Source organism: Streptomyces yongxingensis, assembly GCF_055597465.1.
Map to the genome: position 1 here is coordinate 3,096,675 of NZ_CM145717.1, position 22,673 is coordinate 3,119,347.

20 protein-coding genes are annotated in these 22,673 nt (G+C 71.8%); 14 read left to right on the plus strand and 6 right to left on the minus strand.

What is annotated here, in order from left to right; all coding sequences use genetic code 11:
• Nucleotides 1-21 precede the first annotated feature (21 nt).
• The 8 genes from ACZ6TD_RS13005 (at nucleotide 22) to pssA (ending at nucleotide 11,065) form a co-directional block, all read left to right on the plus strand.
• Entirely contained in the window at nucleotides 22-2,889 is a 2,868-nt protein-coding gene (locus tag ACZ6TD_RS13005; RefSeq protein WP_471353666.1) for a glycosyl hydrolase family 95 catalytic domain-containing protein, read from the plus strand.
• A 376-nt stretch (nucleotides 2,890-3,265) separates the two neighbouring features.
• Nucleotides 3,266-4,678, plus strand: coding sequence for a crotonyl-CoA carboxylase/reductase (gene ccrA, locus ACZ6TD_RS13010; protein WP_471353668.1), 1,413 nt, complete (start codon nucleotides 3,266-3,268; stop codon nucleotides 4,676-4,678).
• On the plus strand, nucleotides 4,675-6,693 hold the full coding sequence (locus ACZ6TD_RS13015; protein WP_471353670.1) for a protein meaA: 2,019 nt from the start codon (nucleotides 4,675-4,677) through the stop codon (nucleotides 6,691-6,693). The genes ccrA and ACZ6TD_RS13015 overlap by 4 nt, the downstream gene beginning before the upstream one ends.
• Entirely contained in the window at nucleotides 6,690-7,670 is a 981-nt protein-coding gene (locus tag ACZ6TD_RS13020) for an HpcH/HpaI aldolase/citrate lyase family protein (RefSeq protein WP_471353672.1), read from the plus strand. The genes ACZ6TD_RS13015 and ACZ6TD_RS13020 overlap by 4 nt, the downstream gene beginning before the upstream one ends.
• Nucleotides 7,671-7,673: 3 nt before the next feature.
• Nucleotides 7,674-8,180 (plus strand): MaoC family dehydratase, encoded by a 507-nt coding sequence (locus ACZ6TD_RS13025; RefSeq protein ID WP_161559684.1) that lies wholly within the window; start codon nucleotides 7,674-7,676, stop codon nucleotides 8,178-8,180.
• Between the two features lies 1 nt (nucleotide 8,181).
• Nucleotides 8,182-9,384 carry an acyl-CoA dehydrogenase family protein gene (locus ACZ6TD_RS13030; RefSeq protein ID WP_471353674.1) on the plus strand — a complete coding sequence of 401 codons (1,203 nt, stop codon included), beginning with the start codon at nucleotides 8,182-8,184 and terminating at the stop codon, nucleotides 9,382-9,384.
• A gap of 180 nt (nucleotides 9,385-9,564) precedes the next feature.
• Nucleotides 9,565-10,212 (plus strand): phosphatidylserine decarboxylase, encoded by a 648-nt coding sequence (locus ACZ6TD_RS13035; RefSeq protein ID WP_044569051.1) that lies wholly within the window; start codon nucleotides 9,565-9,567, stop codon nucleotides 10,210-10,212.
• Complete coding sequence (gene pssA, locus ACZ6TD_RS13040) at nucleotides 10,199-11,065, plus strand: CDP-diacylglycerol--serine O-phosphatidyltransferase (protein WP_137980043.1); 867 nt, start codon at nucleotides 10,199-10,201, stop codon at nucleotides 11,063-11,065. The genes ACZ6TD_RS13035 and pssA overlap by 14 nt, the downstream gene beginning before the upstream one ends.
• A gap of 92 nt (nucleotides 11,066-11,157) precedes the next feature.
• On the opposite strand, the gene ACZ6TD_RS13045 is transcribed toward pssA, so the two are convergent.
• On the minus strand, nucleotides 11,158-11,337 hold the full coding sequence (locus ACZ6TD_RS13045; RefSeq protein ID WP_471353678.1) for a hypothetical protein: 180 nt from the start codon (nucleotides 11,335-11,337) through the stop codon (nucleotides 11,158-11,160).
• Between the two features lie 69 nt (nucleotides 11,338-11,406).
• On the minus strand, nucleotides 11,407-12,540 hold the full coding sequence (locus tag ACZ6TD_RS13050) for a glycerate kinase (protein ID WP_471353680.1): 1,134 nt from the start codon (nucleotides 12,538-12,540) through the stop codon (nucleotides 11,407-11,409).
• A 243-nt stretch (nucleotides 12,541-12,783) separates the two neighbouring features.
• Between ACZ6TD_RS13050 and ACZ6TD_RS13055 the strand changes: the two genes are divergently transcribed.
• Entirely contained in the window at nucleotides 12,784-13,869 is a 1,086-nt protein-coding gene (locus tag ACZ6TD_RS13055; RefSeq protein ID WP_471353682.1) for an ADP-ribosylglycohydrolase family protein, read from the plus strand.
• On the opposite strand, the gene ACZ6TD_RS13060 is transcribed toward ACZ6TD_RS13055, so the two are convergent.
• Nucleotides 13,866-14,669 carry a TetR/AcrR family transcriptional regulator gene (locus ACZ6TD_RS13060; RefSeq protein ID WP_471353684.1) on the minus strand — a complete coding sequence of 268 codons (804 nt, stop codon included), beginning with the start codon at nucleotides 14,667-14,669 and terminating at the stop codon, nucleotides 13,866-13,868. The two genes, ACZ6TD_RS13055 and ACZ6TD_RS13060, sit on opposite strands and share 4 nt — an antisense overlap.
• 92 nt (nucleotides 14,670-14,761) lie before the next feature.
• On the opposite strand from ACZ6TD_RS13060, the gene ACZ6TD_RS13065 reads away from it, so the two are divergent.
• Entirely contained in the window at nucleotides 14,762-15,625 is an 864-nt protein-coding gene (locus tag ACZ6TD_RS13065; RefSeq protein WP_471353685.1) for an NmrA family NAD(P)-binding protein, read from the plus strand.
• On the opposite strand, the gene ACZ6TD_RS13070 is transcribed toward ACZ6TD_RS13065, so the two are convergent.
• Nucleotides 15,609-15,716: a DUF397 domain-containing protein gene (locus ACZ6TD_RS13070; RefSeq protein WP_471353688.1), complete on the minus strand. Its 108-nt coding sequence runs from the start codon at nucleotides 15,714-15,716 to the stop codon at nucleotides 15,609-15,611. The two genes, ACZ6TD_RS13065 and ACZ6TD_RS13070, sit on opposite strands and share 17 nt — an antisense overlap.
• Nucleotides 15,717-15,905: 189 nt before the next feature.
• On the opposite strand from ACZ6TD_RS13070, the gene ACZ6TD_RS13075 reads away from it, so the two are divergent.
• The gene (locus ACZ6TD_RS13075) at nucleotides 15,906-16,658 is read left to right on the plus strand and encodes an SIR2 family NAD-dependent protein deacylase (protein WP_471353691.1); all 753 of its coding nucleotides are present in this window, start codon (nucleotides 15,906-15,908) and stop codon (nucleotides 16,656-16,658) included.
• 16 nt (nucleotides 16,659-16,674) lie between these two features.
• On the opposite strand, the gene ACZ6TD_RS13080 is transcribed toward ACZ6TD_RS13075, so the two are convergent.
• The gene (locus tag ACZ6TD_RS13080; protein ID WP_471353693.1) at nucleotides 16,675-17,178 is read right to left on the minus strand and encodes a methylated-DNA--[protein]-cysteine S-methyltransferase; all 504 of its coding nucleotides are present in this window, start codon (nucleotides 17,176-17,178) and stop codon (nucleotides 16,675-16,677) included.
• 91 nt (nucleotides 17,179-17,269) lie between these two features.
• The gene (locus ACZ6TD_RS13085) at nucleotides 17,270-18,745 is read right to left on the minus strand and encodes an AlkA N-terminal domain-containing protein (protein ID WP_471353695.1); all 1,476 of its coding nucleotides are present in this window, start codon (nucleotides 18,743-18,745) and stop codon (nucleotides 17,270-17,272) included.
• 139 nt (nucleotides 18,746-18,884) lie between these two features.
• Between ACZ6TD_RS13085 and ACZ6TD_RS13090 the strand changes: the two genes are divergently transcribed.
• The 3 genes from ACZ6TD_RS13090 to ACZ6TD_RS13100 are packed head-to-tail and all read left to right on the plus strand — an operon-like array spanning nucleotide 18,885 to nucleotide 22,671.
• The gene (locus ACZ6TD_RS13090; protein ID WP_471353697.1) at nucleotides 18,885-19,292 is read left to right on the plus strand and encodes a CU044_2847 family protein; all 408 of its coding nucleotides are present in this window, start codon (nucleotides 18,885-18,887) and stop codon (nucleotides 19,290-19,292) included.
• 3 nt (nucleotides 19,293-19,295) lie between these two features.
• Entirely contained in the window at nucleotides 19,296-21,497 is a 2,202-nt protein-coding gene (locus tag ACZ6TD_RS13095; protein WP_471353699.1) for a VMAP-C domain-containing protein, read from the plus strand.
• A gap of 31 nt (nucleotides 21,498-21,528) precedes the next feature.
• Entirely contained in the window at nucleotides 21,529-22,671 is a 1,143-nt protein-coding gene (locus tag ACZ6TD_RS13100) for an AAA family ATPase (protein WP_471353701.1), read from the plus strand.
• Nucleotides 22,672-22,673: the final 2 nt, after the last annotated feature.

Below are 22,673 nucleotides of genomic sequence, written 5' to 3' on the forward strand. Positions count from 1 at the left end.
CGGGGACGGGAGAAGATCGGGATGCCAGTCAGCAGACGTGGATTCCTGGGCCGGGTGGCGGCGGGCGCGGCCGCGAGCACGGCCGTCGGCGCGGTCCTCCCCGAGCAGGAGGCGGCGGCCCAGCCACAGCAGGCGGTGACGCTGCGGGGCATGCGCACCGACCAGGAGTGGGAACGCTTTCTCAGCGGCCAGGATCTGCTCTGGAAGCGCTTGCCGAGAACGTGGTACGAGGGGCCGTTCCTCGGCAATGGCCTGCTCGGCTCGATGATCTACCAGGAGCCCGGGGAGAACGCGCTGCGCTTCACGGTCCACCACAGCGAGGTGCAGGACCACCGGCCCACCGAAGGCGGCAGCGACTGGGGCGTGGCGCGGCTCCCGGTCGGCAATCTGCTGCTGCGCCCGGTCGGCGCCATCACCGGCGTCGATCTGCGGCTGGATCTGTGGAACGCCGAGCTGCGCGGCACGGTCACCACGGACAAGGGCGAGCTGAAGCTCCGCGCACTGGTGCACAACGACCGCACCATGCTGCTGGCCACGGTCGAGGCGAGCGCCGGTGAGGAGGGGTTCCGCTGGGAGTTCAAGCCCTCACCGGCGGTCAGCCCGCGCATCGTCCGCGAGGATCCGCCGAAGGGCTTCGAGCCCAACCCGGCCCCGGTCAGCCGCACCGAGGACGGGCTCGGCATCACCGTCCAGTCGCTGGTGGCGGGCGGGCAGACGGTGACCGCGTACAAGCAGCGCGGCAGCGGCCGGGAGCGCACGTACTACCTGGCCGTGGCGCACTCCTTTCCGGGTACGGACGCGGAGGGCCGGGCGCGGACCACCGTGCGCAAGGCGTCGGCGCTGCCGGTCTCCAGCCTGCGGCGCACCCACTACGAGTGGTGGCACCGCTTCTACCGCAAGAGCTTCATCTCGGTGCCCGACGGGATGCTCCAGAGCTTCTACTGGATCCAGCTCTACAAGCTGGCCTGCGCCGCGCGTGAGCACGCCCCCGTCATGGCCACCACCGGCCCGTGGGTGGAGCCGACCCCCTGGCCCGGGGTGTGGTGGAACCTCAACGTCCAGCTTGAGTACTGGCCGGTGCACGGCTCCAACCACCTGGAACTGGACGCGATCCCGCGCACCCTCGCCGAGAACACCGATGTGCTCATCAGCGGCCTCAAGCCCGAGTACCGCGCCGACTCGGCCGGGCTGCGCCGCTCGACGGACGCGCAGTGCGAGGACAACGGCACGGTGCCGGTGCCGGGCGTCGGGGACTCCCCCGAGGTCGGCAATCTGCCCTGGGCGCTGCACAACGTCTGGCTGACCTACCGCCACACCATGGACCGGGGCCTGCTGGAGGATGTGCTCTATCCGCTGCTGCGCCGCTCCACCAACTACTACCTGCACTTCCTCACCCAGCAGCCGGACGGCAGGCTGCATCTGCCGAAGACCTTCTCCCCCGAGTACGGCGCGGCCCCGGACTGCAACTACGACCTGGCGCTGCTGCGCTGGTCCTGCCAGACCCTGCTGACCACGGTCGAGTTGCTGGACAAGGACGATCCGCTGGTGCCCAAGTGGCGCGAGGTACTGGAAAAGCTGGTCGACTATCCGGTGGACGAGAACGGCTTCATGATCGGCACCGGGGTCCCCTTCGCCAAGTCCCACCGCCACTACTCCCATATGCTCTCGGTCTACCCGCTCTACCTGGTCAACTGGGACCAGAAGGAACACCGGGACCTGATCGCCCGCTCGCTGGAGCACTGGATCAGCTTCGAGGGCGCGCTGCGCGGCTACAGCTTCTCGGGCGCGGCCTCGATCTCGACGCAGATGGGGCGCGGCGATGACGCGCTGAAGTATCTGCGGGAGCTGGTGGCGCGGTTCATCCAGCCCAATACCCACTACTACGAGGCGGGTCCGGTGATCGAGACCCCGCTGTCGGGTGCGCAGGCGATCCACGACATGCTCTGCCAGAGCTGGGGCGGGATCATCCGCTTCTTCCCCGGGGTGCCGGGCGAGTGGCAGGACGTCACGCTGCACGACTTCCGCACCCAGGGCGCGTTCCTGGTCAGCGGGGTACGGACGGGCGGGAGGACGCGCTGGGTGCGGGTGCGCAGCCTGGCCGGGGAGCCCTGCCGCGTCCGCCACTCGATCGGCGGCCGGGTGGCGGTCGCCGGGGTCGGCGGCCCCGCGCCGAAGTGGCGTGACCTGGGGAACGGCGAGATCGAGCTGGAGTTGGGCCGGGAGGACGAGGCGGTGATCCATCCCGCCGGCGCCCGGCCGGACTTCCGGATCGCCCCGGTGAAGGTCACCACCCCGGCCGAGCCCTGGGGCCTGCCGGAGCTGCCGCAGGCGGGCGCGGTCACCCAGGTCGATCTGACCGGGCACTTCGACAACGACGCCATCACCACCGAGATGTACTACGGGGACGGCGACTTCGACGGTACGGGCCGCACCTACCCGATGGCGCAGCTTCCGCAGACCGGGCAGACCGAGGACGACGGGATCACCTTCGCGTTCAGCAACGGCAGCGAGGGCTCCAACAACAATGTCATCGCCGCAGGCCAGAAGGTGACGGTCGAGGCGGGAAGCTATACCAAGCTGCATGTGCTGGGCGCGGGCGACACCGGCAACGTGTCCGTGCCCGCCGAGGCCACGTACGCCGACGGCTCCACGGGCAAGCTGACCATCCGGCTGACGGCCTGGATGTCGGGTCCGGCGTACGGGGAGACGGAGGCGGTGCGGACGAGTCGGATCCACACCCGCACCGGCCCGTTGGGCACCAAGGCCGCGATCTTCCACCAGGTGGCGGAGCTGGACCCGGCCGAGGAGCTGTCGGCGATCACCCTGGGCGCCCCCTCGGGCACCGCGCGGGCGCACATCTTCGCCCTCTCGCTGGAGAAGGACGGCTGAGGACGACTGACAGGCACGCGCACCACCGGATCCACACCGCGACGGCCGCCCCGCTCGGGGCGGCCGTCGTTGCTCATGTGTGCACCGGAGATGACAACTGAGGGAAATTGTTGGCACGCAGTGTCTTGCGAGGTGGCACAGCGTGCCATACGGTGAGGGTGTCCGGGCGGCCGGCGCACTGCCAACCTCCGTGCGTCGGCTGTCCCCGCAAGCCGCTTTGCGCGCCCGGACGACGCCTGCGTCACCAGGCACCCGGCGCCACCCGCGCCGCATCGAGCACCACCTCCGCCGAACCGACGGCACCGCATCAGCATCACCCGTCACGAGCCCAGCGTTCCCTCAGGCGTCCCCCATGGACGCTTCGCCGGAGGCACCGATGAACGAGATACTTGACGCGATCCTGGCGTCGGACACAGCACCCGAGGAGTTCGCGGCACTGCGCGTCCCCGAGTCGTACCGCGCGGTGACCGTGCGCAAGGACGAGGCCGAGATGTTCGCGGGCCTCACCACCCGGGAGAAGGACCCCCGCAAGTCGTTGCACGTGGACGAGGTGCCGGTGCCCGAGCTGGGCCCCGGAGAGGCGCTCGTCGCCGTGATGGCCAGCTCGGTCAACTACAACTCCGTGTGGACCTCGATCTTCGAACCGCTGCCGACCTTCGGTTTCCTGGAGCGGTACGGCAGGCTCTCCCCCCTGGCCAAGCGGCACGACCTGCCGTACCACATCATCGGCTCCGACCTCGCGGGTGTCGTGCTGCGCACCGGCCCCGGCGTGAACTCCTGGAAGCCGGGCGCCGAGGTCGTCGCGCACTGTCTGTCGGTCGAGCTGGAGAGCGCCGACGGTCACAACGACACCATGCTCGACCCCGAGCAGCGCATCTGGGGCTTCGAGACCAACTTCGGCGGGCTCGCCGAGATCGCGCTGGTCAAGTCCAACCAGCTCATGCCCAAGCCCGCCCATCTGAGCTGGGAGGAGGCGGCCGCCCCGGGCCTGGTCAACTCCACCGCCTACCGGCAGCTCGTCTCCCGCAACGGCGCCGGGATGAAGCAGGGCGACAACGTCCTGATCTGGGGCGCGAGCGGCGGGCTCGGCTCGTACGCCACCCAGTTCGCGCTGGCCGGCGGGGCCAACCCGGTCTGTGTGGTCTCCTCGCCGCAGAAGGCCGAGATCTGCCGGCGGATGGGCGCCGAGGCGATCATCGACCGCACCGCCGAGGACTACAAGTTCTGGAAGGACGACGGCACCCAGGACCCGCGCGAGTGGAAGCGGCTCGGCAAGAAGATCCGCGAACTGACCGGCGGCGAGGACGTGGACATCGTCTTCGAGCACCCGGGCCGGGAGACCTTCGGCGCGTCCGTCTATGTCACCCGTAAGGGCGGCACGATCGTCACCTGCGCCTCGACCTCCGGCTACACCCACGAGTACGACAACCGCTACCTGTGGATGTCGCTGAAGCGGATCATCGGCTCGCACTTCGCCAACTACCGCGAGGCGTGGGAGGCCAACCGCCTGATCGCCAAGGGCAAGATCCACCCGACGCTGTCCAAGACGTACCGGCTGGAGGACACCGGCCAGGCCACGTACGACGTCCACCACAACCTCCACCAGGGCAAGGTCGGCGTGCTGTGCCTGGCCCCCGAGGAGGGCATGGGCGTGCGCGACCGGGCGATGCGCGAACAGCACATCGACGCCATCAACCTGTTCCGTGACGACTTGTCGGAGCGGACCAGCAAGCACAGCCGTGACGACTTGTCGGAGCGGACCAGCAAGCACAGCCGGGACGTCCGATGAGTGGCACACCCCGCCCCAAGGACCGCCCCTGGCTGATGCGCACCTACGCCGGGCACTCCACCGCCGAGGCGTCCAACGAGCTGTACCGGCGCAACCTGGCCAAGGGCCAGACCGGGCTCTCGGTCGCCTTCGACCTGCCCACCCAGACCGGCTACGACCCGGACCACATCCTCGCCCGCGGCGAGGTGGGCCGGGTCGGGGTCCCGGTCTCGCACCTGGGTGACATGCGGCGGCTGTTCCGGGAGATCCCCCTGGAGCGGATGAACACCTCCATGACGATCAACGCGACGGCGATGTGGCTGCTGGCGCTGTACCAGGTCGTCGCGGAGGAGCACGGCGCCGATATCGCGAAGCTCCAGGGGACAACGCAGAACGACATCGTCAAGGAGTACCTGTCGCGGGGGACGCATGTCTTCCCGCCGGGCCCGAGCCTGCGGCTGACCACCGACATGATCGCGTACACGGTCCACCACATCCCCAAGTGGAACCCGATCAACATCTGCAGCTACCACCTGCAGGAAGCCGGGGCCACTCCGGTGCAGGAGATCGCCTTCGCGATGTCCACGGCGGTCGCCGTACTGGACGCGGTGTTCGCCTCCGGCCAGGTTCCCGAGGACCGTAAGGGCGACGTGGTGGCCCGGATCTCCTTCTTCGTGAACGCGGGCGTCCGCTTCATCGAGGAGATGTGCAAGATGCGCGCATTCGGCCGCATCTGGGACCGGATCACCCGCGAGCGGTACGGCATCGAGAACCCCAAGCACCGCCGGTTCCGCTACGGCGTCCAGGTGAACTCGCTCGGCCTGACCGAGGCCCAGCCGGAGAACAACGTCCAGCGCATCGTCCTGGAGATGCTGGCCGTCACCCTCTCCAAGGACGCCCGTGCCCGCGCCGTCCAGCTCCCGGCCTGGAACGAGGCGCTGGGCCTGCCCCGCCCCTGGGACCAGCAGTGGTCGCTGCGCATCCAGCAGGTCCTCGCCCACGAGAGCGATCTGCTGGAGTACGACGACATCTTCGAGGGCTCCCATGTGATCGAGTCCAAGGTCGCCACGCTGGTGGAGGAGGCCGAGGCCGAGATCGAGCGGATCCAGGAGATGGGCGGCGCGATGGCCGCCGTCGAGTCCGGCTATCTCAAGGCGCGGCTGGTGGCCTCCCACTCCGAGCGCCGGGCGCGGATCGAGGCGGGCGAGGAGAAGATCGTCGGCGTCAACTGCTACGAGTCCACCGAGCCCAATCCGCTCACCGCCGACCTCGACACCGCGATCATGACGGTGGACCCGGAGAACGAGGCACGGGTGGTCTCGGCGCTGCACACCTGGCGCGAGCAGCGCGACGAGGGACCCGCCCAGGAAGCCCTCGGTGCCCTCCGTAAGGCCGCCGTGGGCACCGACAACCTGATGGAGGCGACCCTGCGCTGCGCCCGCGCGGGCGTGACCACCGGGGAGTGGGCCTGGGCGCTGCGCGATGTCTTCGGCGAGTACCGCGCCCCCACCGGGGTCGGCGGCGCGCCCCTGGCCGTCGCCACGGAGGCGGGCTCCCTGCTGGCCTCGGTCCGCGAGAAGGTCGGGAAGACCGCGGCCGACCTCGGCGGCGGAAGGCTGCGGCTGCTGGTCGGCAAGCCGGGTCTGGACGGGCACAGCAACGGCGCCGAGCAGATCGCCGTACGGGCCAGGGACGCCGGTTTCGAGGTGGTCTACCAGGGGATCCGGCTCACCCCGGAGCAGATCGTCTCGGCGGCCGTGGCCGAGGACGTGCACTGCGTCGGGCTGTCCATCCTGTCCGGGTCGCACGCCGAGCTGGTGCCCGACGTGCTGGAGCGGCTGCGCACGGCGGGCGCCCAGGACATCCCCGTCATCGTCGGCGGGATCATCCCGTCCTCGGACGCGGCCGCCCTGCGCGCGGCGGGTGTCGCCGCCGTTTTCACCCCCAAGGACTTCGGTATCACGGAGATCATCGGCCGTATCGTCGATGAGATCCGCGCCGCGAACACGCTTCCCCCTCTGGAGGTTCTCGTATGACCGCCCCCGACCGCTCCGACGCGGCCAGCCGCCTGCGCCCCCGCCGCTCGTGCCTGGCCGTCCCCGGCTCCAATCCGCGCTTCCTGGAGAAGGCCCAGGGGCTCCCGGCCGACCAGGTCTTCCTGGACCTGGAGGACGCCTGCGCCCCGCTGGCCAAGGAGGACGCCCGGCACACCATCGTCAAGGCGCTGAACGAGGGCGACTGGACCGGTAAGACCCGGGTGGTGCGGGTGAACGACTGGACCACCCACTGGACGTACCGGGACGTCATCACGGTGGTGGAGGGCGCGGGCCCGAACCTGGACTGCATCATGCTGCCCAAGGTGCAGGACGCTGAAGCGATCATCGCGCTGGACCTGCTGCTCACCCAGATCGAGAAGACGATGGGCTTCGAGATCGGGCGGATCGGCATCGAGGCGCAGATCGAGAACGCCAAGGGCCTGGTCAACGTGGACGCGATCGCCGGCGCCTCGCCGCGTCTGGAGACCATCGTCTTCGGCCCGGCCGACTTCATGGCGTCCATCAACATGAAGTCGCTGGTCGTGGGCGAGCAGCCGCCCGGCTATCCGGCGGACGCCTATCACTACATCCTGATGCGGATCCTGATGGCGGCCCGCATGCATGACCTCCAGGCGATCGACGGCCCGTACCTCCAGATCCGGAACGTGGACGGCTTCCGCGAGGTGGCCGGACGCGCGGCCGCCCTCGGCTACGACGGGAAGTGGGTGCTGCACCCCGGCCAGGTGGAGGCGGCCAATGAGGTCTTCTCGCCCTCGCAGGAGGACTACGACCACGCCGAGCTGATCCTGGACGCCTATGACTACTGCACCTCGGCGGAGGGCGGTATGAAGGGCTCGGCGATGCTCGGGGACGAGATGATCGACGAGGCCAGCCGCAAGATGGCCCTGGTCATCGCGGGCAAGGGCCGCGCCGCCGGGATGAGCCGTACGTCCACCTTCCAGCCCCCGGAGGCGTGAGCCATGCAGTTCGGCCGTACCTATGAGGAGTTCACGGTGGGCGACGTCTACCGGCACTGGCCGGGGAAGACGGTCACCGAGTACGACGACCACCTCTTCTGTCTGCTCACCATGAACCACCATCCGCTGCACATGGACAGCAACTATGCCGAGAAGACGACCGATTTCGGCAAGAACGTGGTGGTCGGTAACTACATCTACTCCCTGCTGCTGGGCATGTCCGTCCCCGATGTCTCCGGAAAGGCCATCGCCAATCTGGAGGTCGAGTCACTGCGGCATGTGGCGCCCACCTTCCACGGCGACACCATCTACGGCGAGACCACGGTCCTGGACAAGACGCCGTCGAAGTCCAAAACCGACCGGGGCATCGTGCACGTGGAGACCAAGGGCTACAAGCAGGACGGCACCCTGGTCTGTGTCTTCCGGCGCAAGGTGATGGTGCCGACCGCCACATACATCAAGGAGCGGGGCGGAGAGCAGCCGGGCCGCCCGGAGCTGGGAGAGCAGTGATATGAGCCGCCTCGCACAGACGGAGGGCCTGACCGACATCCAGCGGGAGATCCTCTCCACGGTCAGGGATTTTGTCGACAAGGAGATCCTGCCGGTCGCGACCGAACTGGAACATCGCGATGAATATCCGACCGCGATCGTCGAGGGGCTGAAGGAGCTCGGCGTCTTCGGGCTGATGATCCCGGAGGAATACGGCGGTCTGGGTGAGTCACTGCTCACCTACGCACTGTGCGTGGAGGAGATCGCCCGCGGCTGGATGAGCGTGTCGGGCATCATCAACACCCACTTCATCGTGGCGTACATGCTCAAGCAGCACGGCACCGAGGAACAGAAGGAGTATTTCCTTCCCAAGATGGCGCTGGGGGAGATCCGGGGCGCCTTCTCGATGTCGGAGCCGGGGCTGGGCTCGGACGTCTCGGCCATCACCAGCAAGGCGGTGCGGGACGGCGACGGGTACGTCCTGAACGGGCAGAAGATGTGGCTGACCAACGGCGGCACCTCCACCCTGGTGGCGGTCCTGTGCCGGACCGGCGAGGCCCAGGAGGGGGTCGCGCCGCACAAGGCGATGACCACCTTCCTGGTCGAGAAGGAGCCCGGCTTCGGGGAGGTCCGGCCCGGGCTGGCCATCCCCGGCAAGATCGAGAAGATGGGCTACAAGGGGGTCGACACCACCGAGCTCATCATGGACGGACTGCGCATTCCGGCCGATCGGGTGCTCGGCGGGGCGCCGAACCGAGGTTTTTACCAAATGATGGACGGCGTCGAGGTCGGCCGGGTGAATGTCGCCGCCCGCGGCTGCGGGGTGGCACGGCGCGCTTTCGAGCTGGGCGTCGCATACGCACAGCAGCGGCATACCTTCGGTAAGCCGATCGCCCAGCACCAGGCCATCCAGTTCAAACTGGCCGAAATGGGAACAAAGGTCGAGGCGGCGCATGCGATGATGGTCAATGCGGCCCGGAAGAAGGATTCGGGCGCGCGCAACGACCTCGAGGCGGGAATGGCGAAGTACCTGGCGTCCGAGTACTGCAAAGAGGTCGTGGAGGACGCCTTCCGCATCCACGGCGGGTACGGCTTCTCCAAGGAATACGAGATCGAGCGGCTCTACCGAGAGGCACCGATGCTTCTCATCGGCGAAGGGACCGCTGAGATTCAGAAAATGATTATTGGACGGAGGCTTCTGGAGGAATACCGAACCCAAGACTGAACGTCCCTTTTGGGGTGGTATCCGAGAGAAGAAGGTCACACCGCGCCGAGGGTCTTCGGTCACTGACCAGCCACCGACGGGCCCTGGCGCTTGCCCAGTTACCGCTCGCAACCGATACCATCCCGTAAAGCCGCCGTCCCCAGTCTCGCGTCGCGGCATCCTCCGCTACGAAGGTCATCCATGCCCCACAGCCAATCCTCTGCACAACGCGGCCGCGTCCGCCTCGCGCGCGGAGCATCGCCGTGGCTCCTCCCGACCGTCGCCACCGCGGCGGTCAGCCTTGCTCGGTCCCGCCGCTCCGGACGCTGGACGGCGGTCGCCGTGCCCGCCACCGCGCTCGCGGCGGGCATGCTGTGGTTCTTCCGCGACCCTGAGAGAGAGATCACGCAGGGCCGTGTGATCTCTCCGGCCGACGGTGTGGTGCAGAGCATCATGCCGTGGAAGGACGGGCGCACTCGCGTCGCCATCTTCATGAGCCCGCTCAATGTCCACGTCAACCGCGCCCCGCTGGCCGGTACGGTGACCTCCGTGGAGCACATCCCCGGCGGTTTCGTTCCCGCGTTCAACAAGGAGAGCGAGAACAACGAGCGGGTCGTCTGGCACTTCGACACCGAGCTCGGCGACATCGAAATGGTCCAGATCGCCGGCGCCGTCGCCCGGCGTATCGTGCCGTATGTGCCACAGGGCACGAAGGTCGAACAGGGTGAGCGGATCGGTCTCATCCGCTTCGGCTCGCGCGTCGACGTCTACCTCCCCGAGGGTGTCGATGTCGCGGTCGAGGTCGGCCAGGCCACCACCGCGGGGGTGACTCGCCTTGACCGTGATTGATCCCGACACACAGGCCGCCTGGGTCCCCGAGGCCGAGGTGGACGCCGTCGATGTCGACGAGACGGACGACATGCCGCTGTCGACGCGTCTGTCGATAGCCGACACGCTGACCCTGGGCAACGCCACGTGTGGCTTCCTGGCGGTCTACTTCACCACCACCGGCGTCCTCATCCCGCACCTCACGGGCAGCGAGGACGGCGGGATGACCCGGCACAGCGCCGCCTCCGCGGTGATGCTGATGCTGCTCGCCTCCGTCTTCGACCTCTTCGACGGGCTCGTCGCGCGGAAGCTGCGCAGCTCGGCGATGGGCGCGGAGCTGGACAACCTCTCCGATCTGATCAGCTTCGGGCTGGCCCCCGCGTACTTCGTCCTCGTCTGGGGGATGGTGTCCGACGACGCGTATCAGCGGGTCTCGGTGGTGGGCGCGATCGTGGTGCTGCTGGCGGTGGTGCTGCGGCTTGCCAGATTCTCCTGTGTCACGCTGCGTGACGGCGTCTTCCAGGGCATGCCGAGTCCCTTCGGCGCCCTGACGGTCGTCTCGGTGGTCCTGTTGGGCCTGCCGTTCGTGCCGACGCTGCTCGCGATCGTGGGTGTCGCGTGGCTGATGGTGAGCCGGGTGGAGTACCCCAAGCCGCGGGGCCGGCTCGCGGTGGCCATGCTCGGCTGGATCGTCACCAGCATGGCGCTGCTGGCCGCCTGGGCCTTCGAGGCCCCCGGTGGTGAGCTCCTCCTCCAGTCGGCCTGCGCCCTGCAGGTCGTCATGGGCGCGGTGATCCCCCTCTTCGCCACGGCCCGCCGGGTGAACGCGTTCCGCGACAACCGCCGCGAGGCGAGGGCAGCGCAGCTGCCGTAGCGGCCGTAAGGCCGCCCGTCCTTCGACGGAACGCCGTGGGGCCCGAGCTTCCCGCTCGGGCCCCACGGCGTTTTCGGGTTACACAGCCGGGGTCACGGCCCCACGTCGAGGATCCGCACCGGCTGTCCCTTCCACCCGTCCGCCGCGGCCGTCGCGACCACCGCCCCGGCAGGGCGCTCAGGGGTCGGCTGGGCCACGTACGCGGTGTGGGCGGCCGCCCATCCGGCGGCGTCGCGTGCCACCGCCAAGGCGGCAGGCAGGTCGTGGGTCACACCAGGGTACGGGTACGCATCCGATACCCGTACCCGTACCCGTACCCGAATTCGGGAGATGCGCCGAAGTCAGCCGAGGAAGTCCGCCGCCAGGCGTTCCGCGGTGCGTTCCAGGAGGGGGCCGGCCTCGGCGATGCAGCGGGCCGGGTCCGGTTCCAGGTCGGTGAGGGCGTAGGCGCGGCGGATGCCCGCGTTGCCCAGGGCCGCGGGGGCCAGGGCCAGGCGGCCGCAGACCGCGACCACCTCGATGCCCCGCGCGCGGGCCGCCGCCGCGACGCCTGCCGGGGCCTTGCCGTGGAGGGTCTGCTCGTCCAGCGAGCCCTCCCCCGTGATCACCAGGTCCGCGCCCTCCAGCGCGGCGGGGAAACCGAGGACGTCGAGCATCACCTCGATGCCGGGGCGGAAGGTCGCGCCCAGGCCGACGAGCGCGCCGAAGCCGATGCCGCCCGCCGCGCCCGCGCCGGGCGCGAGGGCGTACTCGGCGGCCGCCGACCCGACCGCGCGCTCCAGGACGCGTACGTAGTGGGCGAGGGCGGCGTCCAGGGCCGCCACATCGTCCTCGCCCGCGCCCTTCTGCGGGCCGTAGACCGCCGCCGCGCCCTTCGGCCCGGTCAACGGATTGTCGACATCGCTGGCCAGCACGGTCTCGGTCGCGGCGAGGCGCGGGTCGAGGCCGGACAGATCGGCCGTGGCGAGGTCGCGCAGCGGGCCCCCGCCCGGCGCGACAGGGCTACCGTCCTCCCGCAGGAAGCGCGCGCCCAGCGCGCTGAGCATCCCCGCGCCGCCGTCCGTCGTGGCGCTGCCACCGACGCCGAAGACGATCGTGCGGGCGCCCGCGTCCAGCGCCGCGCGCAGCAGCTCCCCGCTGCCGTACGTGGTCGCGGTGAGCGGCGCGAACACCCCGTTCGGCAGATGGCGCAGCCCGGACGCCTCGGCCATCTCCACCACGGCCGTGGACCCGCGCAGCGCGTACGCCGCCGTCACCGGCGCGCCCAGCGGCCCGGTGACCCGCGCCTCGCGCCGTTCGAACCCGGCCGCGACCGCCGCGTCCACCGTGCCGTCCCCGCCGTCGGCGACGGGCAGCGCCGCGATCCGCAGGCCCTCGCCGCCCCGGGGCGCGCCGCGGCGCAGGCCCGCCGTGACGCGCTCGGCGACCTCCACCGCCGTGAGCGAGCCCTTGAACTTGTCCGCGGCGATCAGCACGCGCTTGGGGGGCGTCGCCTGCCCCTGCGCCCATGTCCTGGTCCCGGTCTCGGTTCCAGTTCCGGTTCCGCTCCCCGTCCCTGCCGTGGCTTCCGTCTCCGAAGCCGCCGAGTCCTCCGAAGCCTCCGTCGAAGCGTCCGTCACCTTCGTAACCCCTCGCATTCGCACAGGCGGTCGCGCCGCTGTGACCCTATCCGGCGCGGCCGCACCGGTACACCCACCTCAGATGGGTACACCTGACCCATGGCCCTCAGCGGGAGCGCACTCGCGGACCGGATCCTCGGTGGCTGGCTCGGCCGGATCGCCGGGAACATGCTCGGCAAACCCGTCGAGAACGGCGACCATTGGACCCGCGACCGCATCGACCGGTATCTGCGCCGCGCCGACGCCCTCCCGCTGACCGACTACCTCCCCGCGCTGGAGCCGCCGCCCGACCCGGTGGAGTTCGAGCTGCGCCCCGAGTGGCAGAGTTGCGTCCGCGGCCGGATCCACGGCAGTTGCCGCGACGACGACGTGGACTACTCCGTTCTCGGCCTGCACCTCCTCGAGACCCACGGCCCCGACTTCAGCACCGAGCAGGTCGGCGAGGTGTGGCTGTTGCGGCTGCCGTATCTGCAGACCTTCACCGCCGAGCGGGTCGCCTACCGCAATCTCACGGCCGGGGTGAAGCCACCGCTCAGCGCGACCCTCGACAACCCCTACCAGGAGTGGATCGGCGCCCTGATCCGCGCCGATATCCACGGCTGGGTCAACCCCGGCGATCCGCGGCGCGCCGCCGCGATGGCCCGCCGCGACGCCGTCCTCTCCCACACGGGCAACGGGGTGTACGGGGCGATGTGGGCGGCCGCGCTGATCGCGGCCGCGTTCACGGCGGACGGTCCGCGCGCCGCCGTCGAGAGCGCCCTGGACCGGATCCCGCCGCGCTGCCGCCTGGCCCGTACGGTGCGCCGGATCGCATCGCTGCACGACGCGGGCGTGACGTGGGCGGACGCGCTCGCCCAGTTGGAGCGGGAGACCACCGGGCTGCCCTGGATCCATGTGGTCCCCAACGCCGCCGTCCTCACGGCCGGGCTGCTCTACGGCGCGGGCGACTTCACGACGACGATCGCCCTGACGGTACGCGGCGGCCTGGACACCGACTCCAACGGCGCCACGGCCGGATCGGTCGCGGGGGTGCTGTGCGGCGCGGCGGCCATCCCGCCACAGTGGACCGAGCCGCTTGAGGACCGGGTGCGCAGCGCCGTCTTCGGCTTCGACGGGGCCCGCGTCAGCGACCTCGCGGCGCGTACGCACCGGCTGGCGGTCGCGGGCCAGGCGGTCTCGGGCTAGGGGGTTTCGGTCCGCTCGCCGACGATGGGGGCCGGATCGGCGATCCGGTCCAGCCACTCCCGCAGGAGGCCGCGCTCGGGCGCGGTCAGCGCGTCCGTCCGGGGCAGCGCGGCACGCAGGGTGACGGCGGCCGCGACGGGTCCGGGCTCGGCGGCGGCGGGCGCGTCCGTGGTGATCGCCGCGATGGCCGCCTCACGGGCGGTACGGGACAGCTCCGGATCGCGGCGGTCCTCGGGCGTGGCGATGAGCGTGAACGTTGTACCGCAGCCGGCCGCGTGGACGAGCGCCGCGGCGCGCTCCTCGGGGATGGCGAGCCGCCCCGCCTCTGCGATGCGCCGGATGAGCCGGGCGAGCATCTCGAAGGCGGCGACGGCGGCCGGTGAGGACACCCCGGGGCGGTGCCCGCCGTACATCAGCGAGTACAGCGCCGGGTTGGCCAGGCCGAGGCCGATGTGGAGGTCCCAGCCGGCGCGCAGGTCCTCGACCGGGTCGTCCGTGGGTTCCTGGGCGGTCTTGCTGCTCAGGTACTCCGTGAAGCCGTACGCGACGACCGCGTCGAGCAGGCCCTGTTTGTCGCCGAAGAGCCGGTAGATGGTCGGCGGCTGCACCCCGGCCGCGGAGCTCACCGCGCGGGTCGAGACCGCGTCGGGGCCGCCGTCGGACAGCAGCCGGGCGGCGGCCGCGACGATGCGGTCGCGGTTCCCATCGCGGTTCCCGTCACGGTCGCCGTTTGCCTCGCGGTTTGCCTCGCGGCTCGCGTCGTGGTGTGCGTCCGGCGCGGTGACGCCCTCCCTCTCCATGGTTCCAACGATAACAGGATCTCGTTAGCGACCTTTCGTTTCCGGTGATACGTTGACGGCGATATCGCTGGAAACACGCAGAGGAGGTCACCGTGATCATCGTTACCGGAGCCAATGGGCAGCTCGGCCGGATGGTCGCCGAGCGGCTGCTGGAAGCCGTCCCCGCCGAGGAGATCGGCGTCAGCGTGCGCGACGTGGAGGCGGCGCGGGACCTCGGCGCGCGGGGCGTGCGCGTCCGCCGGGGCGACTTCGCCGACCCGGACACCCTCCCCCACGCCTTCGAGGGCGCCTCGAAGGTTCTGATCGTCTCGACGAGCACCACGGGCGAGGTCGCCGTCCGGGGCCACCGCACGGCCATCGCGGCCGCGGCGGCGGCCGGGGCGAAGCGGATCCTCTACACGAGCCACATGGGCGCGAACCCGTCCTCCCCGTTCGCCCCGATGCCCGACCACGCCGCCACCGAGGAGGCGCTCCGGCAGTCCGGTGTCCCCTTCACCTCGCTGCGCAACGGCTTCTACATGTCATCGGCCGTGGAGCTGGTCAGGGGCGCGCTGGAGACGGGCGTCCTGGCCGTGCCGGAGGACGGGCCGGTCGCCTGGACCGCCCATGCCGACCTCGCCGACGCGGCGGCCCTCGCCCTCACCGGCGAGGTCCTCGACGGCCTGAGCCCCGCGCTCACCGGCCCTGAGGTGATCGACATGGCCGGAATCGCGGAGATCCTCACGCGGCTGACGGGCCGACCGATCCGCCGGGTGGTCGTCTCCGACGACGACTACCGGGCGCGGTTGGTCACCCATGGCGTGCCCGAGTCGTCGGCCGACCTGCTCGTCGGCCTCTTCGCCGCCGGCCGCGACGGCGACTTCGCGCCGGTCGACCCCACGCTTGCCGATGTTCTCGGTCGACCCGTTGCGCGCGTGGAGGACTACCTGAAGTCGGCGCTCACGACGCGTCGGTGACGTACCGCACGAAGCGGGCCCAGTCGGCCCGGCCCAGGGTGAGGCCGGGCCGCGTGGTGTCCTTCGAGTCGGAACGGATCCACCGCGCCATCGCCCGCGGCCTCGTCCGTCGGGTCCGCCATCGCCACCCCCGCCATTCCTCTCGGCCCGGTCAAGAAGCCGCGGCGCAGGACGGTCCGACCACGCGGAGTCACAGGGATCGGTGATTCCCCGCCGAGAGGGTGAACCCCACGGGGAAACGCGCTCGCCGTCGGCCGCGCGGCGTGCGTACGCTCGCCGCATGAGCAGCGAGACGACGCACCGGCCGCTGGTGGCGATCCTGAGCGGGGCGGGCATCTCCACCGACTCCGGGATCCCCGACTATCGCGGTCCGCGGGGGCTGTGGCGGCAGGACCCCGAGGCCGAGAAGCTCGTGACGTACGAGTACTACATGACCGACCCCGAGATCCGGCGCCGCTCCTGGCAGATGCGGCGCGACAGCGAGGCGCTGCACGCCCGGCCCAACGGGGCGCACGAGGCCGTCGCCCGGCTGGAGCGCTCGGGGGTGCCGGTGCGGGTGATCACCCAGAACGTGGACGGGCTGCACCAGATCGCCGGGATGCCCGCGCGCAAGGTGCTGGAACTGCACGGCACCGCGCGGGCCGTGCGGTGCACCCACTGCGAGGCGCGGTCCGGGATGGACGAGGCGCTGGAGCGGGTCGCGGCGGGTGAGGCGGATCCCGCGTGCCGGGAGTGCGGCGGGATCCTGAAGTCGGCCACGGTGATGTTCGGGGAGAACCTCGATCCGGACGTGCTGACGGAAGCGGTCGCGGTGGCGCAGGCGTGCGAGATCTTCATCGCGGTCGGCACCAGCCTCCAGGTTCAGCCCGCGGCCTCGCTCGCCGGGCTGGCCGCCGAGCACGGTGCCCGGCTGATCATCGTCAATGCGGAGCCGACGCCGTACGACGAGCTCGCGGAGGAGGTCGTTCGCGAGCCCATCAGTACGGCTCTGCCTGCTCTGCTGGATCGCATCGCGGTGGGTGACGGGGGCTGATCGCCCCCGTTCCGCGTCAGAAGAGGCCGGGCAGTTCCTGCCGCGCCTCGAACTCCAGCAGCCGCCGCTTGCGGTCCAGGCCACCGCCGTAGCCGGTGAGGCTGCCGGTCGAGCCGACGACGCGGTGGCAGGGGACGATGATGCCGACCGGGTTCTTGCCGTTGGCCAGGCCCACCGCGCGGGAGGCGGCCGGCTGTCCGATGCGGTCGGCCAGCCGGCCGTACGACCAGGTCTCGCCGTACGGGATGGCCCGCAGCTCGGCCCAGACGCGGCGCTGGAAGGGCGTGCCGTCCAGGTGCAGCGGCAGGTCGAACTCGGTCAGCTCGCCCGCGAAGTAGGCCGTGAGCTGGCGGACGGTCTCGGCGAAGGGGGCGTCGGCCGGGTCGCCGGGGCTGCCGAAGGTCTCCTCGGGTGGGCGGTGGCGCTGCTCGACCATGTAGAGGCCGGAGAGGTCGGTGCCGGTGGCCACGAGGGTGAGGGGGCCGTAGGGGCTGTCGATGGTGGTGTGGGTGCGGCTCATGGTGTTCCTCGGCGGTGTCTGGGTGATGCGTGGGGTGCGGGTCGGGCGGCTTAGCGGGCAATCGTCCCGCGCGACGATTGCCCACGAACGGTCATGCCGCAGGTAGGCGGTTGATGGCGTGAGCCGCGTCCGTGGCCCATAGGTATTGGACGGCGTAGGCGCGCCAGGGGCGCCAGCGGGTCGAGTGGCGGGTGAGGGCGCCGGGCGTGGCGGGCAGGCCCAGATCGGCGGCGGCGCGGCGCACTCCGAGGTCGGTCGGGAGGAAGGCGTCCGGGTCGCCGAGGGCGCGCATCGCGATCACCTCGACGGTCCAGGGGCCGAGCCCCGGCAGCGCGCCGAGGCTCGCGCGGGCCTCGTCCCAGTCGCTGCCGACGCCGAGCGCGACCCGGCCCTCGGCGAGCGCGCCGACCAGCCCGGTGAGGGTGGCGCGGCGGGTGCGGGGCATGGCCAGCTTCTCGGGGTCCAGCCCGGCGAGGGCCTGGACGGACGGGAAGAGGTGGGTCAGGCCGCCCGCCGGGTCCTCCACGGGCTCGCCGTGCGCCGCCACCAGGCGCCCGGCGTGGGTGCGGGCGGCCGCCGTGGACACCTGCTGGCCGAGCACCGCGCGCACCGCGAACTCGTCCGCGTCCACCGCGCGCGGCACCCGCCGCCCCGGGGCCTTGTCGACCAGCGGGGCCAGCTGAAGGTCCGTACGCAGCAGGTCGTCCACGGCGGCCGGGTCCGCGTCGAGGTCCAGCAGCCGCCGGCAGCGGCTGATCGCCCCGGCCAGGTCGCGCAGGTCGGCGAGGGAGAGCTGGCAGGCGATGTGGTCCGGGCGCGGGCTGAGGGTGACCACCCCTGGCCCGTACGGCAGCCGCAGCGTCCGCCGGTACGCGCCGTCGCGCCACTCCTCGACACCGGGGACGGCGGTGGCGGCGAGGTGGCCGAAGAGGTTGTCCGGGCACAGCGGCGCCCGGAACGGCAGCCGCAGCGTGAGTGCCCCCGGCACGCTGGTGCACGGCCCGCGCCGCGCCCGCTGCCGCAGCTCGGTCGGGGAGAGCGCGAAGATCTCCCGTACGGTCTCGTTGAACGCGCGGACGCTGGCGAACCCGGCCGCGAAGGCGATGTCCGCCATCGGCAGCGCGCTGGTCTCGATCAGCAGCCGCGCGGTCTGCGCCCGCTGGGCCCTGGCGAGCGCGAGCGGGCCCGCGCCGAGCTCGGCGAGCAGCTGCCGCTCGATCTGCCGGGTGCTGTATCCCAGCCGGGCCGCCAGGCCCGGCACCCCGTCCCGGTCCACCACGCCGTCGGCGATCAGCCGCATGGCGCGGGCCACCAGATCCGCCCGCTCGTTCCACTGCGGCGAGCCGGGGCTGGCGTCCGGACGGCACCGCTTGCATGCCCGGAACCCGGCCTGCTGGGCGGCCGCCGCGCTGGGGTAGAACCGCATGTTCTCGGGCTTGGGCCCGACCACCGGGCAGCTCGGCCGGCAGTAGATCCCGGTGGTCACGACGGCGATGAAGAACCACCCGTCGAAGCGGGCGTCCTTGGCCTGTGCGGCGCGGAGGCACCGGTCGGTGTCGGTGTGCATGGGTCCAGCATCCGCCAGCGGGGTGGGGACAGGCTCGCGGGAATCCGACATCGATGTGCCGCGCCGTGCGCGTGGCCCCCACGTGGGATGTTGCCGCAAAAGGGGAGACCAGCGGCTTGTAGGTGGGCATGATGGGGGTGTGACGGACTACGCGGAGTTTCCCCTGCCCGATGGCACCCCCGTGCGCCTGGAGCTGACCCCGGTGGCCACCGCTTCCGCCCCGGCGCCTCCCAACGGCTCGGGCGAGGGCGGGAAAGGGCCCGCGATGCCCGGGGGTATCGGGGGTGTGACGCCGGTGGGGCGGGCGCCCAGGGGCGCGGCGGCGCTGGCCGTCGAAGGGCTGCAGGCCGTATTGCGGCCGCTGGGGCCGCTGTTGCAGGAGGTGCACAACGCCATCTCCGCCGCGCCGAATCCGCCCGATGAGATCCAGGTGCAGTTCGGGGTGCAGGTCGGGCAGGACCTGAAGCTGGGCATCGTCGGGGCGAACGGCCAGGCGAGCATGACCATTTCGGCTACCTGGCAGCTATCGGGTTCGCGTACGGCCTGATCGATGGATTGGTTTCTCCCCGTCCGGTCCACCGGGCAGCGTCCAGCCACGGTGTCGGTGCTGAGCCAGTCCGACCGCGAGGCGGTCGGCTCCGGTGTGCTGCTGCCCCGCGCCCGCTTTCTGACCTGCGCGCACGTTATCAACTGCGCGCTCGGGAAGGAGAACACGATCTGCGCCGAGCGCCCGGCGCAGGAGACCCTGAAGGTGCTGGTGCACGGCCCGGACGGCGAGCCGCACGCGTGCACGGCCCGGCTGGCGGTGTGGATACCGCCCGGCGCGGCGAACGGTGTGGAGTGGGACGGCGACCTGGCCGTGCTCGAGTTCGTCGAGCCCCTCCCCCGCGATGTGCGGCCGCCGCGCTGGCAGGCCATGGCGGAGGGGCAGTTCGTCCGCGCGTGGCACGGCAGCGGGCTGCACGCCACCGTCGCCACCGCTCGGGTGACCTCGTGCGACGGCCGGATCGGCTATGTGGACGGCGAGGGGCTGACCGGGGTCGCCATCGATCACGGCTACAGCGGAGGGCCGCTGTGGTCGGGGGACGCGGGCGCGGTGGTCGGCCTGGTGGCGGCCGCCCTCACTCCGCCGCGCCACCCGCGATACGGCACCCCGCTCTCGTACTCCCCGGAGCATGTCGCCCGCCGCAGCTGGGGCATCCCCTGGCAGCGGATCCGGGCCGAGCTGGCCCGCGCGGGGGCCGAGCACGTCCTCGACGAGCCGGCGCCGGTGGACGGCAGGGCCGTCGACCCGGCCCACCGGGCGCTGGCCGCCGTGCTCGGCCGGGCGCTGGCGGACCCGGTCCGGCGGGCCGACTGCGCGCGCGCCGTCGCCGGGCGGTGCGGGCACCATCACCGGGCGGACGGATCCGCGCCGTCGGTCGATGAGTTCGCGCGGTTGCTCACGACCGACGGACGCGCGCTGCCCGCCCTCACCGAGGTGCTGCATCCCGCCGCCCCGGGCGCGGTCGCCGAACTCCTGGCGGCGGGGCGGATGTCGGGCGTGCCACGGCTGCTCTCCCCCACCGAGCTGGACGAGTTGCTGGCACTGCTCGGGCAGGTGCCCGCGGCGACGGCGGCCCGCTTCCCCTCGGTCATACGGGCCGCGCTGCCGGTCGCCGAGCTGCCCGGGGCGCTGCTGGCCGGAGCCGACTGGGGCAGTCCGGACGCCACCGTCCGCATGGCGCGGATCACGGCGCTCGTCGAGTATCTGGAGGGGCTGCGCGGGGACAGTCGCCCGGTCCCGGAGGGCACCTCGGTCGTCCCCGGGCTGCTGCGCGTGGCCGCCTATGTGGCGGCCCTGAGCCCGTCCGGGCCGCGCGACGGGCTGCGCCGCTGGAGCACGGCGGTCGCCGCCCGCCTCGGGGTCCACGAGGCGGCCCTGGCGGAGCGCCGGGCGGACGCCCATGAGTGGGCGGAGCGGCAGCGGGCACCCATGGCGGCGCCCCGGGTGCTCGTATGGCTCACCGCCCACCCCGACCACGACGGCACCCACCACTACCGCCTGCGGCTGTGGTGTGACGAGGGGGCCGGGCCGCGGCGCGTCTCGGACGGCGGCGACAGGCCCCGCAGCGCGGCGCAGGCGGCCGAGGACATCCTGACCGTGATCGAACCGCTGCACCGGGCGCTCCCGGCGGGCATCCGCCCGGTCATCGAACTCATCGTGGACCGTGAGGGGCTGGAGGTCCCGGTCGACCAGTGGGAGTGGCCGGGTCCGGCCGGGCTGCTCCCCGGAGTGCTGGGCGCGGAGTATCCGCTGGTCGTCAACTGCCCGGAGCTGCTGCGGGGTGAGCGCTTCAAGGCGGCGCGGCGCCACCGCTGGGAGCGGCTGGACGACGGGGGCGCCGTGCACATCGACCGCTCCACGGGCGGCAAGAACGGGGTGTACGGGCTGCTCATGGACCACCTGGACGCCCCGCTGGCCACCGTGGACGGCGTCCCGGCCGATGTCCGCATGGAGATCGTGCAGCTGTGTCTGGCGATGGGGGTGCCGGTCGTGGTCTGGGACCGGGACAAGGCCGGGGAGTCCGGCTCCCCTGCCGTGCGGGCGGTCGCGGGCACCCCGCCGGGCCGCCTCCCCGAGACGGTGCGCGCCTACCGCGCCCGGACGCTCGGCCGCCCGCAGGGCTCCCCGGGGCGTCCGGTGCTGGCCTGGGCCGAGCCGGGTCGTGAACTGCCGCAGCTGGAATTGGCCGACCCGACGGAGCCGTGATGAACACCGACGACAGCGCGATGGAGGTCGCATGACGGCACGCGACGGCGACGGCAACCGGGACGGCGTCCCGGGCGATGACGGCTTCGCCCCTCCACCGGACGGACCCGCTCCCCCCGCGGAGGAGTTCTCCATCGATTTCTCGCCTCCCTCCTGGTACCAGCAGAACTCCGGGCCGTCGCCGTCCCCCGCCCCGCCGGCGCGGCAGGACCCGCCCCCGGCCGAGCCGGCGGAATGGCGGCTCTTCCGCGGGGACGGCGTGGCGCGCGCGACTCCGCTGCCGTCGGCCCCGCCCTGGCGGCGGTTCGGCGGCACCGCGCGTCCGGGGACCGACGGGGGCGAACCTCCGCCGTATCTGATCTCACCGGCCCACGCCGACATCGTGAACGCCGCGCTCCATCTGCGCCGCCCCCTGTTGGTGACCGGCCAGCCCGGCACGGGCAAGTCGTCGCTGGCCCAGGCGGTGGCGCATGAGCTGGGCCTCGGCGAGGTGCTCCGCTGGCCGGTCAACAGCCGCTCCACCGTGCAGGACGCGCTCTACCGCTACGACGCGGTCGGCCGGCTGCGTGAGACGACCATGAGCAGGGATCAGGGCCGCCCCGAGCCGGACATCGGCTCCTTCATGCGGCTCGGCCCGCTCGGCACCGCCCTGGTGCCCCGGTCGCGGCCCCGGGTGCTGCTCATCGACGAGCTCGACAAGGGCGATGTGGATCTGCCCAACGATCTGCTGACGATCTTCGAGGAGGGCGAGTTCGAGATCCCCGAGCTGTCGCGGCTCTCCGACGAACAGCCCGACGTGCGCGTTCCGACGCTGCGGATCGAGGAGAAGACGGTCGTGGTGCGCGGCCGGGTACGCTGTAAGGAGTTCCCCGTCGTCGTCATCACCAGCAACGGCGAGCGCGACTTCCCGCCCGCGTTTCTGCGCCGCTGCGTGCGGCTGGAGCTGCCGCCGCCGGACGAGCACCGGCTGCGTGCGATCGTCACCGCGCACCTCGGCGAGGACGCGCTGCACGAGGTGGACGATCTGCTCCAGGCGTTCCTGCGCCGGCGCGCCCCGGGCGAACTGGCCACCGACCAGTTGCTGAACGCGGTCTTCCTCCGCGCGGGAGGCGTGGACCTGGACGCGGACGGGCTGCTGGACGCCGTGCTGCACCGGCTGACCGGGGCGGTGTAGTC

Coding starts and splice junctions, on each gene's coding strand:
- ACZ6TD_RS13005 (WP_471353666.1), top strand. CDS start 22: ATGCCAGTCAGCAGACGTGGATTCCTGGGCCGGGTGGCGGCGGGCGCG.
- ccrA (WP_471353668.1), top strand. CDS start 3,266: ATGAACGAGATACTTGACGCGATCCTGGCGTCGGACACAGCACCCGAG.
- ACZ6TD_RS13015 (WP_471353670.1), top strand. CDS start 4,675: ATGAGTGGCACACCCCGCCCCAAGGACCGCCCCTGGCTGATGCGCACC.
- ACZ6TD_RS13020 (WP_471353672.1), top strand. CDS start 6,690: ATGACCGCCCCCGACCGCTCCGACGCGGCCAGCCGCCTGCGCCCCCGC.
- ACZ6TD_RS13025 (WP_161559684.1), top strand. CDS start 7,674: ATGCAGTTCGGCCGTACCTATGAGGAGTTCACGGTGGGCGACGTCTAC.
- ACZ6TD_RS13030 (WP_471353674.1), top strand. CDS start 8,182: ATGAGCCGCCTCGCACAGACGGAGGGCCTGACCGACATCCAGCGGGAG.
- ACZ6TD_RS13035 (WP_044569051.1), top strand. CDS start 9,565: ATGCCCCACAGCCAATCCTCTGCACAACGCGGCCGCGTCCGCCTCGCG.
- ACZ6TD_RS13055 (WP_471353682.1), top strand. CDS start 12,784: ATGGCCCTCAGCGGGAGCGCACTCGCGGACCGGATCCTCGGTGGCTGG.
- ACZ6TD_RS13060 (WP_471353684.1), bottom strand. CDS start 14,669: ATGGAGAGGGAGGGCGTCACCGCGCCGGACGCACACCACGACGCGAGC.
- ACZ6TD_RS13070 (WP_471353688.1), bottom strand. CDS start 15,716: ATGGCGCGGTGGATCCGTTCCGACTCGAAGGACACCACGCGGCCCGGC.
- ACZ6TD_RS13075 (WP_471353691.1), top strand. CDS start 15,906: ATGAGCAGCGAGACGACGCACCGGCCGCTGGTGGCGATCCTGAGCGGG.
- ACZ6TD_RS13080 (WP_471353693.1), bottom strand. CDS start 17,178: ATGAGCCGCACCCACACCACCATCGACAGCCCCTACGGCCCCCTCACC.
- ACZ6TD_RS13085 (WP_471353695.1), bottom strand. CDS start 18,745: ATGCACACCGACACCGACCGGTGCCTCCGCGCCGCACAGGCCAAGGAC.
- ACZ6TD_RS13095 (WP_471353699.1), top strand. CDS start 19,296: ATGGATTGGTTTCTCCCCGTCCGGTCCACCGGGCAGCGTCCAGCCACG.
- ACZ6TD_RS13100 (WP_471353701.1), top strand. CDS start 21,529: ATGACGGCACGCGACGGCGACGGCAACCGGGACGGCGTCCCGGGCGAT.